The sequence below is a fragment of the Collimonas sp. GW821-FHT02H07 genome, from assembly GCF_059421505.1.
On sequence record NZ_JBWKVC010000007.1, the window covers coordinates 80,316 to 92,559 of the forward strand.

Consider the following 12,244-nt stretch of genomic DNA (forward strand, 5'->3'; position numbering starts at 1 on the left):
ACTTTCTGTCAGAACAACTCGTTCTTGACCTCGTCCCTGGCTTTTTCTTCTTCCGTCGGCGCAGTGGCGCCGCCGCCCAGGTTTTGGGTAGCGACTCCCGGCGGGTATTCCGCGTAATAATATTCGCCGCCGGAATGGATCAGGCCATCCGGCACTACGCGGTCTTCCATCGGTACGCCTTTCAGGGCTTGCTGCATGAAACTGATCCAGATCGGCAGCGCCAGGCCGCCGCCGGTTTCCTTGTCGCCCAGGCTGCGCGGCTGGTCGTAACCCATCCAGCCGACCGCTACCAGCGACGGCTGGTAACCGGCAAACCAGGCATCCAGCGAGTCGTTGGTGGTGCCTGTCTTGCCGGCCAGGTCGGTGCGGTTGAGCGACATCGCCTTGGCTGCGGTGCCGTAACGGACGACGTCGCGCATCATGCTGTCCATCAGGTAGGCATTGCGCGGATCGATGATGCGATTGGCTTCGTTGCCGGCGGTGTCGGGATGCACTTGCGACAACACATTGCCGTTTGCGTCGGTAATCTTGCTGATGATGTAAGGGCTGATCTTATAGCCGCCGTTGGCAAAAACAGCGTAGCCGCCCACCATTTGCAGCGGCGTGACCGCGCCGGCGCCGAGGGCAAGGGTCAGGTATGGCGGATTTTTGTCAGCATCAAAGCCAAAACGCGTCACATACTCCTGCCCATACTTGGCACCGATCTTGTCAAGAATGCGTACCGAGACCACGTTTTTCGACTTGGTCAGGGCCTTGCGCATGCTCATCGGCCCTTCATACTTGTTGCCGTAGTTCTTGGGTTGCCAGATCTGGCCGCCGGTCTGGCCGCCGCCATAGGTCAGCGGCGCGTCGTTGATGACGGTGGCCGGCGACAGGCCTTTTTCCAGCGAGGCTGAATAGATGAAGGGCTTGAAGGACGATCCCGGCTGGCGCCAGGCCTGGGTCACGTGATTGAATTTGTTGCGGTTGAAATCGAATCCGCCGATCAGGGCGCGGATGGCGCCATCCTTGGTGTCGGCGGCGATGAAGGCCGATTCCACCGCCGGCATCTGGGTGATGCTCCAGTTTTTCCCTTCCAGCATGACGCGGATGATGGCGCCACGCTTGACCTTGCGTTGTGGCGGCGCCTTGTCGCTCAGCAGGTTAGTGGCGATGCTGAGGCCGGCGCCGCTGATGCTGATTTCCTGGCCGGAAGACAGCACGGCGCGCACCAGCTTGGGCGTTGCCTCCAGCACCACGGCGGCGACGATTTCATCGCTGTCCGGATGGTCGGCTAACTCTACCTCGATGGCATCTTCGGCGGCTTCCTTGGTGGTGTCGGGGATTTCCATGAAACCCTCGGGGCCGCGATAGCCGCGCCGCTTCTCGTAATCCATGACGCCGCGCCGCAGGGCGATATAGGCAGCATCCTGGTCGGCCTTGGTGATGGTGGTGAAGACATTGAGGCCGCGCGTGTACGTATTTTCCTTGAACTGCTCATATACCAGCTGGCGCGCCATTTCCGACACGAATTCGGCATGGATGCCGAATTCGCTGGCGCCGGTCTTGATATGGAGCGTTTCGTTCTTGGCCTGTTCGTATTGCGCTTCCGTGATGTAGCCGAGCTGCAGCATGCGCAGCAGGATGTATTGCTGGCGCACCGTTGCCCGTTTCGGATTGACCACCGGATTGTTGGCCGACGGCGCCTTGGGCAAGCCTGCCAGCATCGCCGCCTCGGCGGTGGTGATGTCCTGCAGCCGCTTGCCGAAATAGATTTGCGCCGCCGAGGCGAAGCCGTAGGCGCGCTGCCCCAGATAGATCTGGTTCATGTAGACCTCGAGAATCTGATCCTTGCTCAGGTTGCGTTCAATCTTCCAGGCCAGCGGGATTTCATACAGGAATTTGCGCGAGGCCTTCTGGAAGAAGGTCGGCTCGTTGCTGGTCAGGAAAAAATTCCGGGCGACCTGCTGGGTGATGGTGCTGGCGCCGCCGCCGCCGCCAGTCATGTTGGAAAAGCTGGCGCGCAGGATGCCCTGGTAATCGACGCCGCCATGCTGGTAGAAGCGGTCGTCTTCGATCGCCAGCACGGCCTTCTTCATGACGTCCGGAATTTCATTGATGTGCACCAGACTGCGCCGTTCTTCTCCGAATTCGCCGATCAGTACGCCGTCCGCTGAAAAAATACGCAATGGAATCTTGGGTTTGTAATCAGTCAGCGAATCCAGGTCCGGCAGATTCGGATAGGCCATCGCCAGCATCAGGAAAAAAGTCAGGCAGCCGATCGCGACCAGGCCGGCAATCAGTCCGAAAAAGCCAAGCGCCAGGCGCAGCACGAGCGGCATGCGGCGGCGCGCAGGAGGATGTTGAGGGGTGTCGCTGGCTGTATCTGGAGGCGTCATGCGATGCGTTTTGTGAAAGATGATGCCACGCATTATAGCGGCACAGCGCATGCGTTTGATAAGGGATTGTCAAGTCGTGCTGAGTCAATTCATCTGCTGGCGAGAGTGACAACACGCCCATGGCTCAAAACTTGCTCTGCATCATGCGTTCTTGCTTGAGCGCAAATTACGTTGCGAAATTCAGACAGAAATTGTCGGACAAAACCAAAATAGTATGAATGGAGTCGCTGTGAAGCAATATTCCGTAACAGTTAAACAATTGCCCTCAGGAAAATTTCTTTACAGCAGTGCCCTCTTATTGCTACGATTTCACCTTATAAAATTTAACATTGCTGTAAGCCCTGTTTTACAGGTTTATCCTAACTTCGAGACGGTATTCCGCTAATGCGACCGCCTTGCAGGCAGAATGTTCCCCAAATAATACATACTCGGGAGAAATGCTCTTGGCATTAGATCTAGGATCGCTGATCGGTAAAAAGAACCCGCCGCTGGTGGGGATCGATATCAGCACGTCAGGCGTCAGGCTGGTCGAATTGTCGGAAACCGGCAAGGATCAGCTGCGTCTTGACCGCTACGCCTCTGAACCACTGCCGCGGGGAGCGGTGGTGGATGGCAATATTGAAAATATCGAGCAAGTCACGGAAGTCATCCGCCGGCTGTGGAAAAAAAGCGGCTCCAGCACCAAGCTGGTGGCCCTGGGCATGCCGCCGGCATCTGTCATCACCAAGAAAATCATTCTGGCCAGCGGCATGCTGGAAGAAGAGCTGGAGATGCAGGTCGAATCCGAGGCCAGCCAATATATTCCGTTTGCACTGGACGAAGTCAGTCTCGATTTCGACGTGATCGGGCCGGCCCAGCATTCGCCGGACGATGTCGAAGTCCTGCTGGCGGCGACCCGCAAGGAAAAGGTCGAGGATCGGGTAGCGGTGGCGGAAGCCGCGGGCCTCAAGCCGACCGTGATGGACATCGAGTCGTATGCGGCGCGCGCGGCCATCAACCGCATCATCGGGCAGTTGCCGAAAGCCGGACAGGGTCAGATCGTTGGCCTGTTCCAGATCGGCACCCAGACCACGCACGTCTCGGCGCTGCTGGATGGCCAGCTGATCTACGAGCGTGAGCAGCCGTTTGGCGGCAATCAGCTGACCCAGGACATCGTGCGCGCTTACGGCCTGTCGTACGAGGAAGCCGATACCAAGAAACGCAATGGCGACCTGCCTGAGGGTTACGAGCAGGAAGTTCTCAATCCCTTCCTGGAAAGCGCGGCGCTGGAAGTCACGCGTGCGATTCAGTTCTTCTTTACCTCGACGCCGTATACCCGGCTCGACCAGCTGTTCCTGGCTGGCGGTTGCGCCACTATCCCCGGCCTGGTCGAGGTGGTGGCTGGGCGCGCCAAGATTTCCACCTCGGTGGTGAGCCCGTTTACCGGCATGCAGCTGGGGCCTAACGTACGTGAAAAACAATTGCGCATGGATGCGCCGTCCTATCTGGTTGCTTGCGGCCTGGCCATGCGGAGATTTGGCTGATGATCAAAATTAATCTATTACCGCACCGCGAAGCCAAGCGTAAGCAGCGCAAGAACGCTTATTTCGCCTTGCTGGCGCTGTCCGCCATGATCGGCTTGATTACAGTGCTGCTGGTCGGCGCTTTTTTCGCCAACCAGATCGCTAACCAGACCGAACGCAACCGCTTCATCACTGCCGAAAACACCCGGCTAGACGGTGAAATCAAGGAAGTCGCCACGCTTAAACAGGAAATCGATGCCTTGAAGGCGCGCCAGCAAGCCGTTGAGGACTTGCAGAGCGACCGCAACCAGCCTGTCTATCTGATGGACGAGTTGGTCAAGCAGGTGCCGGAAGGGGTCTATCTGAACTCCCTCAAGCAGGAAGGCCAGCGGGTCGCATTGAATGGCTATGCGCAGTCGAACGAACGGGTGTCGGAGCTATTGCGTAATTTGAGCAATAACTCGGCCTGGCTGGAGCGTCCTGATCTGGTTGAAATCCGGGCAACAAATATTGGCGGAAACGGGCGCGACAGCAAGCATGTCTTCGCGTTTACCGTCAATGTCGGGATCAAACGGCCGTCTGACAAGGATGCGAAAGATGGCGCAGCGACCCCGAAAAATGCAGTTGCTGCGGTAGCCGGCACCGGCGCTCCAGCCGCAACCTTGAAATGAGAGACGCGCAATGACGGATATGAATAATTTGAGCGCCTCGCTAAGCGCGCAGTTTCGCGGATTGAATGGCCGCCACCCCGGCCAATGGCCGATCGTGCCGCGCATTTTGTCGGGCGTGGGCGTATTTCTGGTGGTGCTAGTGGTCGGCTGGTTTTTTTACTGGAGCGATCAGCAGGACGCACTCAACGCCGGCGAGCAACAGGAAGTCCAGCTGAAAGAGCAATACAAGTCGAAGATTCAGCAAGCCATCAACCTGGAAGCCTTGCAGAAACAAAAACTGCAAGTCGCCGACTATGTTGCGACCTTGGAGAAGCAACTGCCGAGCAAGGCAGAGATGGATGCGCTGCTGTCAGATATCAACCAGGCTGGCCTGGGGCGCGGCTTGCAGTTCGAGCTGTTCAAGCCTGGCCAGGTGGTGGTGAAAGATTACTACGCTGAACTGCCGATCAACATCAAGGTGGCCGGCAACTATCATGACGTCGGTTCATTCGCCAGCGATATCGCCAACCTGCCGCGCATCGTGACCTTGAACAACATGAATCTGGTGACCGGCAAGGACGGTACGTTGAGCCTGGATGCGATTGCCAAGACCTTCCGTTATCTGGATAAGGACGAGGTGGCGGAACAGCGCAAGGCCGCCGATTCAGCTAAACAGAAAGGTCAAAAATGACGTTTTTTCGCATTGGGCGTCTGACCCGGGTGACATTTTTTGTCGTATTCATCTCAACATTGTCAGGTTGCGGCGACAGCGGCGTGCAGGAATTGAAGGACTGGATGGCCGACGTCAAGAGTCACACCAAGGTGGGGATTCCGAAGCTGACCGAGCCTAAGAAATTCATTCCCTTCGTGTATGGCGGCGCAAGCAGTATCGATCCCTACAATCCTAACAAGCTGCTGGTGGCGCTGGCCAAGCTGCAGGGCAAGTCAAACGGCCTGAAGCCGAACATGGACCGCCGCCGTGAAACGCTGGAAAACTATCCTCTGGATACCATCAAGATGGTTGGTACCTTGCAGAAGGTAGGATTGAGCTATGTCTTGCTGCAAGTCGACAAAACCGTGTTTCAAGCCAAGGTGGGCAACTACATCGGGCAGAATTTCGGCATGGTCACCAGCATTACCGAATCTGAAGTAAATCTGAAAGAAATCGTACAAGATGCGTCCGGCGAATGGGTCGAGCGCGAAGCCAAGTTAGCGTTGCAGGAGAGCACAAAATGATTGCAGCAGGAAAAAAATTAGTTAGCCTGGGCGTGAGTCGGCTGAGCAGGATTCGACAGAAAGCATTGCTGCTGGGGGCATTGATCTGCATGGTCGGATTCAGCGCTGCAGCGACGGCGGCCGAAGACAACGCCATCACGTCGATCAGCGCCAACCAGCAAGGCGCCAACGTGATCGTCAAGATCAGTTTCAAGCGGCCGCTGAGCAGCCAGCCGACGGCGTTTTCCATCCTCAGCCCGGCGCGGATTGCCTTCGACTTTATCGGTGTCGGCAACGCCACCGGCAAAACATCGCAAGACATCAGCTTGGGCGATGTCCGCAACGTACTGCTGGCGCAAGCTGACGACCGTTCACGCCTGGTATTCAATCTGAAGCGATCCCTGTCCTATGCGACGGCGATGGACGGCAATGCGCTGGTCGTCACGATCGACGGTTCCGGCAGCCTGGCGTCTCCGGTAAATGCCGCCGGCATGCCGGTGCAGCCGGCGGCCAGGACGGCAAACGCTACGGCGCCTGCCGCCGCCGCGCCTTTGTTGAATGGCAAACCTGCGCTGCGCGATATCGATTTCCGCCGCGGCACTGCCGGTGAAGGCCGGGTTGTGATCGACTTGCCGAACGCGCAGGTCGGCGTCGATGTCCGTCAGCAGGGGCAGACGATCGTGGTTGATTTCCTTAAGACCAGCTTGCCCGATGTCCTGCGCCGCAAGCTGGATGTGGGCGATTTCGGCACGCCGGTCAAGACCATCAGCACCGTGACTCAGGGTGAGAATGTCCGCATGATCATCGAGCCGAAAGGGCTGTGGGAGCAAAGCGCCTATCAAAGCGATAGCCAGCTGGTGATTGAAGTCAAGCCGCTCAAGGAAGACCCGAACAAGCTGGCGCAAGGCACCCAGGGCTATCGCGGCGACAAGCTGTCCCTGAATTTCCAGAACGTCGAAGTGCGTTCGGTGCTGCAAGTGATTGCCGATTTTACCGGTTTGAATATCATTACCAGCGATACCGTCGGCGGCAATCTCACCCTGCGCCTGAAAGACGTGCCTTGGGACCAGGCTTTGGATATCGTGATGCAGGCCAAGGGTCTGGACATGCGCAAGAACGGCACGGTTATCTGGATCGCACCTAAGGATGAGCTGCTGACGAAAGAGAAGCTGGAACTTGAACAGCGTTCGCAGATTGCCGAGTTGGAGCCGTTGCGCACCGAGTCATTCCAGTTGAACTATCAAAAAGCCGATGCCTTCAAGAAGATCTTTGGTATTGACGACGCCGGCGGCGGCGGCGGTGGCGGCGGTAAGAAAAACAGTATTTTGTCGTCGCGCGGCAGCGCCGTGATCGATCCGCGCACCAATCAGTTGTTCGTGACCGATACGCCGACCATACTGCAAAACATCCGCAATCTGGTGCAAAAAGTGGATATCGCATCGAGGCAGGTATTGATCGAAGCACGCATGGTTGAAGCGAGGGATGGTTTTAGCCGTAATCTTGGCGCCAAACTCGGATTTGGCTTTAACAGCAGGAACGTCAATTCTGGCGGTTCGCAAACCGCGCCGGTCAACGGAATAGTGCCTGGATCTGCCGGTAACTCGGTGAATTTGCCGGCATCGCCACAGACCGGTACTGCAGGCTCTGTAGCATTGACACTGTTCAATGCCGCTGCATCTAAATTTATTAGCCTTGAGCTGTCGGCACTGGAAGCGGATGGGCAAGGCAAGATCATTTCCAGTCCACGTGTGGTGACGGCGGACCAACAAAAAGCCTTGATTGAGCAGGGTACGGAAATTCCATACCAAAATGCGACAAGCAGTGGCGCTACCTCGGTTGAGTTCAAGAAAGCCAACCTGAAACTGGAAGTTACGCCGCAAATTACACCGGATGGAAATGTGATTTTGACAGTCGACGTTACGAATGACAGCGTTGGCAAAGTCGTTCCCGGTGGTGTTTCGATCGATACCAAGCATGTTCAGACCCAGGTCCAGGTCGAAAACGGCGGAACTGTAGTGATTGGCGGGATTTATACTCAGGAAACTACAAATGATGTCAATAAAATCCCCCTGCTTGGAGATATTCCGGTTCTGGGTTATCTTTTCAAACAATCCGCAGTTGTTAGCAAACGAACTGAATTATTGATTTTCCTGACACCGAAAGTTGTCATCGACCGCATCGCTGCGCACTGATTGCACAGGGACACCGGCTTGATGCCGGTGTCCGCACATGAGCAAAAGGTCGAGCAGTGAAATGGTAAGGTACACAGGCAATATCTTTCTGGTAGGCCTGATGGGCGCGGGCAAGACTACGGTTGGCCGCGCCCTGGCAAGAAAACTCAACAAGCTTTTCATTGATTCCGACCACGAAATCGAGGCGCGCACCGGCGTCTCGATTCCCTTGATTTTCGAAATCGAAGGGGAAGAGAGCTTCCGTCAGCGCGAGACTGAAGTCATCCGTGACCTGAGCGCCCGCAGCGGCATCGTGCTGGCGACCGGCGGCGGCGCCATCATGCGTGCCGAAAATCGCGAATACCTGAAAACCCGCGGCACCGTGATCTACCTGCGTGCCAGCATCCACAACATCCTCCAGCGCACCAGCCGCGACAAGAACCGTCCCCTGCTGCAAACCGCCGATCCGCGCCGCCGGCTGGAAGAGCTGTCGCGCCAGCGCGAGCCGTATTACCGCGAAGTTGCCGACATAGTCATCGATACCGGCCGACCTAACGTACAATTCCTGGTGCACAGCATTTTGAGCCAGCTCGATGTGCAGGCCGACGACCCTGAGCAAGCGTCCGGGCAGGCGCTGCAGGCAGGCGACGGCAATCCCGGTCAAAATAGCAATCTGCCTTTTCAATCACCAAGTCATTTTATGAATCAGCAGTCCACACCTTCGGCAACCGCGCCGGCCATCACGCTCCAGGTAGAACTGGGCGAGCGCAGCTATCCGATCGAGATCGGGCCATCTCTGCTGGCTGACCGCGAACGCATCGCCCGCCTGATTGCCGGCAAGCAGGTGGTCATCGTGACCAACACCGTCGTGGCGCCGCTGTATCTCGAGCGCGTCAGCCAGACGCTGCGCGACGCCGGCAAGAGCGTGCTGGAAATCGTGCTGCCGGACGGCGAGGAAGAAAAGAACTGGGCCAGCCTGATGCAGATCTTCGATCGCCTGCTGAGCGCAAAATGCGATCGCAAGACCACCCTGATCGCCCTCGGCGGCGGCGTGATCGGCGACCTGACCGGTTTCGCGGCCTCCGCCTACATGCGCGGCGTACCCTTCGTGCAGATTCCGACCACCTTGCTGGCGCAGGTCGATTCCTCCGTTGGCGGCAAGACCGGCATCAACCATCCGCTCGGCAAGAACATGATCGGCGCCTTTTACCAGCCGCAGGCGGTGATCGCCGATACCATGACCCTGCATACCTTGCCGGAGCGCGAGCTGTCCGCCGGTCTTGCCGAGGTGATCAAGTACGGCGCCGTGATCGACGCCGAATTTTTCAAATGGATCGAAAACAATATCGATAAGCTGATGGCGCGCGACAACGCTGCGCTGGCCTACGCGATCCGCCGTTCCTGCGAGCTGAAAGCCGACGTCGTGCGCCAGGATGAGCGTGAGGGCGGTTTGCGCGCCATCCTGAATTTCGGCCATACCTTCGGCCACGCGATCGAGTCCGGCCTCGGCTACGGCAAGTGGCTGCACGGCGAAGCGGTCGGCTGCGGCATGGTGATGGCGGCTGACTTGTCGCATCGGCTCGGCCACATCACAGCCATCGACAAGGAACGCGTGTGCGCGCTGGTGCGCGCCGCCGGCCTGCCGACCGAGGCGCCCAATCTCGGCGCCCAGCGCTGGCTGGAGCTGATGCAGGTCGATAAGAAAAACGAAGATGGCCAGATCAGGTTCATCCTGATGAAACCGCTCGGCAGCCACCTGATCGCCACCGCGCCGCAAGAGGCGCTGCTGGCGACGCTTCAGCAACTTGCCTCCGGAGACCTGCCGCAATGAACCACGAAACGTCTCTCGCTCCCTATGCCGCACATTCTGCGCAATCGCGAGGACGTTTGTTTGAAGAGGAGTCGCCCGGTTCGCGCACTGAATTCCAGCGCGACCGCGACCGCATCATCCATTGCACCGCTTTCCGCCGGCTGGAATACAAGACCCAGGTGTTCGTCAACCACGAAGGCGACCTGTTCCGCACGCGCCTGACGCACAGCATCGAAGTCGCGCAAATCGCCCGCTCGATCGCGCGCAGCCTGCAATTGAACGAAGATCTGGTGGAAGCCATCTCGCTGGCCCACGATCTCGGCCATACGCCGTTCGGCCATGCCGGCCAGGATGCCTTGAATGACTGCATGGAGGCCCATGGCGGCTTCGAACACAATCTGCAGAGCCTGCGGGTGGTCGACAAGCTGGAGCAGCGCTACGGCGCGTTTGACGGCTTGAACCTGATGTTCGAGACGCGCGAGGGCATCCTCAAGCATTGTTCGCTGGCCAATGCCAGGAAACTGGGCGATATCGGCCAGCGCTTCATCCAGCGCAAGCAGCCGACGCTGGAAGCGCAGGTGGCCAACCTGGCCGATGAGATCGCCTACAACAATCACGATATCGACGATGGCTTGCGCTCCGGCCTGCTGACCCTGGAGCAGATGAACCAGATCGATTTCTATGCGCAGCACAGCCGCCAGGTCGAACAGCTGTTCCCGGGCCTGGGCGGGCGCCGGGCGATCAACGAGACCATCCGGCGCATGATCAATGCCTTGATCACCGACCTGATCCAGACCTCGCAGCAGCGCATCCTGGATGCCAGGCTGCAGACGGTCGACGATGTCCGCAATGCGCCGCCGCTGATTGCCTTCTCCGACGGCATGGCGCAGCAGGCCGCGTTGCTGAAACGCTTCCTGCGCGAAAACCTGTATCGCCACTACCTGGTCAACCGCATGACGGCCAAGGCCCGCCGCATCGTCGCTGAGCTGTATGCCTGCTTCAGCGCCGAGCCATCCCTGCTGCCGCCCGACTATCAGCTCGATCAGCGGGAGTCGGAACAGCAGCAGGCGCGCGCGATTGCCGACTATATCGCCGGCATGACCGACCGTTATGCGATCCGCGAGCACCGGCGCCTGTTCCTGGTGGATGAAGGGCATCTGTAGGCGCCGCCCGGCAGACATTTTCTTTCTTGATTTGTTTGCAATAAATTGAGTTAGACTTTGGCTTATCCATTCAACTTCTTCAAGGATCATTATGCGGACTCTATTTCAAACAGCAATCACACTGAGCCTGGCGGCAACAGCGTCCGCGGCGCTTGCCCTGTCGCTGGGCGACCTCAGCAACCAGGATGCCAGCAGCGGCCTCAAAGCCGCCCTGCAAAAAGGCGCGGATGTGGCGGTGTCCAAGCTGGGTGTCGAAAATGGTTTTCTGAACAACGACAAGGTCAAGATCGGCTTGCCCAGCGTGCTCGACAAGGCCATGCCCATTTTGCGCATGACCGGCCAGGGCCAGAAGCTGGACGATCTGGTGGTGTCGATGAACCACGCCGCGGAACAGGCGGTGCCGCTGGCCAAGCCTTTGCTGCTGAATGCGGTCAAGTCGATGTCGGTGACCGATGCCAAAAATATCCTGACCGGCGGCGACACCTCGGTGACCGATTTTTTCAAGCAAAAGACGTCGGCGCAACTGGGCCAGAAATTCCTGCCCATCGTCAAAGGCGTGACCGACCGCAACGGCTTGTCGGCCCAATATAACGCGGTCATGGGGCAGGTCGGCAAGACCGGCATGGTGCCGGCGCAGCAGTCGACGGTGGAAGGTTATGTCACGCAACGTGCACTGGACGGCCTGTACACCATCATCGGTGAAGAAGAGAAAGCGATACGCCAGGATCCGGTCGGCGCCGGCAGCGCGATCATCGGCAAGGTGTTCGGCGCTCTCAAATAGGCGCGATGCAAAAAATAATACGATTTACTTGTAAAACGGTCTGAAAATAACAAAGGGCGCATTAACTGCGCCCTTGTTCTTTCTATCGGCGCCAGCTAGTCAGCTGCAGCGCCCGGATTGGCGGCCGTTCAGGTCGTGGCGGGGAGCTCTTCCGGCAGATGCTTGATCGCATCGTGCTGGTGATCCTGCATCTTGTCCTTGTACTTGATGACCTGGCGATCGAGCTTGTCGATCAGCGTATCAATGGCGGCATAAAGATCGTGGGCAATGCTTTCGGCATGCAGATCTTTTCCCTTTACGCGCAGCGTGATGTCCGCTTTCTGGCGCTTTTCTTTTTCAGTGAGTTTGTCGACGCTCAAGATCACGTTGATATCGATGACCTGGTCGAAGTGGCGTTTGATACGCTCTAGTTTGCTTTGTACATATTCGCGAATGGCAGGGGTTACTTCGAGGTGATGCCCACTGATGGTGAAGTTCATACAGCGCTCCTATCAAGAATATTGCTGGCGGTTCTGAACAGACTGCGTTGAATCTTTAGGCGAACAATCTACAAGAGACTGGGACTGTTCTGGCA

10 protein-coding genes are annotated in these 12,244 nt (G+C 57.8%); 8 read left to right on the top strand and 2 right to left on the bottom strand.

Annotation, left to right across the window (positions count from 1 at the left end; genetic code table 11):
- Positions 1-8: 8 nt before the first annotated feature.
- Positions 9-2,378 (bottom strand): penicillin-binding protein 1A, encoded by a 2,370-nt coding sequence (locus AC07V8_RS12825; RefSeq protein ID WP_494678645.1) that lies wholly within the window; start codon positions 2,376-2,378, stop codon positions 9-11.
- 443 nt (positions 2,379-2,821) lie between these two features.
- Between AC07V8_RS12825 and AC07V8_RS12830 the strand changes: the two genes are divergently transcribed.
- From AC07V8_RS12830 to AC07V8_RS12865, 8 genes are all read left to right on the top strand, one after another.
- Positions 2,822-3,901 carry a pilus assembly protein PilM gene (locus AC07V8_RS12830; RefSeq protein ID WP_230411577.1) on the top strand — a complete coding sequence of 360 codons (1,080 nt, stop codon included), beginning with the start codon at positions 2,822-2,824 and terminating at the stop codon, positions 3,899-3,901.
- The gene (locus AC07V8_RS12835) at positions 3,901-4,551 is read left to right on the top strand and encodes a PilN domain-containing protein (protein WP_494678644.1); all 651 of its coding nucleotides are present in this window, start codon (positions 3,901-3,903) and stop codon (positions 4,549-4,551) included. Before AC07V8_RS12830 ends, AC07V8_RS12835 begins: the two co-directional genes overlap by 1 nt.
- A gap of 10 nt (positions 4,552-4,561) precedes the next feature.
- Entirely contained in the window at positions 4,562-5,221 is a 660-nt protein-coding gene (locus tag AC07V8_RS12840) for a type IV pilus inner membrane component PilO (RefSeq protein ID WP_494678643.1), read from the top strand.
- A complete protein-coding gene (locus AC07V8_RS12845) occupies positions 5,218-5,766 on the top strand; it encodes a pilus assembly protein PilP (RefSeq protein ID WP_098495106.1) in 549 nt (182 codons plus the stop codon). The genes AC07V8_RS12840 and AC07V8_RS12845 overlap by 4 nt, the downstream gene beginning before the upstream one ends.
- Entirely contained in the window at positions 5,763-7,937 is a 2,175-nt protein-coding gene (locus AC07V8_RS12850) for a type IV pilus secretin PilQ (RefSeq protein ID WP_494678642.1), read from the top strand. Before AC07V8_RS12845 ends, AC07V8_RS12850 begins: the two co-directional genes overlap by 4 nt.
- 61 nt (positions 7,938-7,998) lie before the next feature.
- A complete protein-coding gene (aroKB, locus tag AC07V8_RS12855; protein WP_494721467.1) occupies positions 7,999-9,747 on the top strand; it encodes a bifunctional shikimate kinase/3-dehydroquinate synthase AroKB in 1,749 nt (582 codons plus the stop codon).
- On the top strand, positions 9,744-10,889 hold the full coding sequence (locus tag AC07V8_RS12860; protein WP_494678640.1) for a deoxyguanosinetriphosphate triphosphohydrolase: 1,146 nt from the start codon (positions 9,744-9,746) through the stop codon (positions 10,887-10,889). The genes aroKB and AC07V8_RS12860 overlap by 4 nt, the downstream gene beginning before the upstream one ends.
- Positions 10,890-10,980: 91 nt before the next feature.
- A complete protein-coding gene (locus AC07V8_RS12865; protein WP_494678639.1) occupies positions 10,981-11,670 on the top strand; it encodes a DUF4197 domain-containing protein in 690 nt (229 codons plus the stop codon).
- Between the two features lie 128 nt (positions 11,671-11,798).
- On the opposite strand, the gene hpf is transcribed toward AC07V8_RS12865, so the two are convergent.
- On the bottom strand, positions 11,799-12,149 hold the full coding sequence (gene hpf / locus AC07V8_RS12870) for a ribosome hibernation-promoting factor, HPF/YfiA family (protein ID WP_494678638.1): 351 nt from the start codon (positions 12,147-12,149) through the stop codon (positions 11,799-11,801).
- Positions 12,150-12,244: the final 95 nt, after the last annotated feature.

Excerpts from the sequence above, each read along its gene's own strand:
- AC07V8_RS12825 (WP_494678645.1), bottom strand. The coding sequence starts at position 2,378 with ATGACGCCTCCAGATACAGCCAGCGACACCCCTCAACATCCTCCTGCG.
- AC07V8_RS12835 (WP_494678644.1), top strand. The coding sequence starts at position 3,901 with ATGATCAAAATTAATCTATTACCGCACCGCGAAGCCAAGCGTAAGCAG.
- AC07V8_RS12840 (WP_494678643.1), top strand. The coding sequence starts at position 4,562 with ATGACGGATATGAATAATTTGAGCGCCTCGCTAAGCGCGCAGTTTCGC.
- AC07V8_RS12845 (WP_098495106.1), top strand. The coding sequence starts at position 5,218 with ATGACGTTTTTTCGCATTGGGCGTCTGACCCGGGTGACATTTTTTGTC.
- AC07V8_RS12850 (WP_494678642.1), top strand. The coding sequence starts at position 5,763 with ATGATTGCAGCAGGAAAAAAATTAGTTAGCCTGGGCGTGAGTCGGCTG.
- aroKB (WP_494721467.1), top strand. The coding sequence starts at position 7,999 with ATGGTAAGGTACACAGGCAATATCTTTCTGGTAGGCCTGATGGGCGCG.
- AC07V8_RS12860 (WP_494678640.1), top strand. The coding sequence starts at position 9,744 with ATGAACCACGAAACGTCTCTCGCTCCCTATGCCGCACATTCTGCGCAA.
- AC07V8_RS12865 (WP_494678639.1), top strand. The coding sequence starts at position 10,981 with ATGCGGACTCTATTTCAAACAGCAATCACACTGAGCCTGGCGGCAACA.
- hpf (WP_494678638.1), bottom strand. The coding sequence starts at position 12,149 with ATGAACTTCACCATCAGTGGGCATCACCTCGAAGTAACCCCTGCCATT.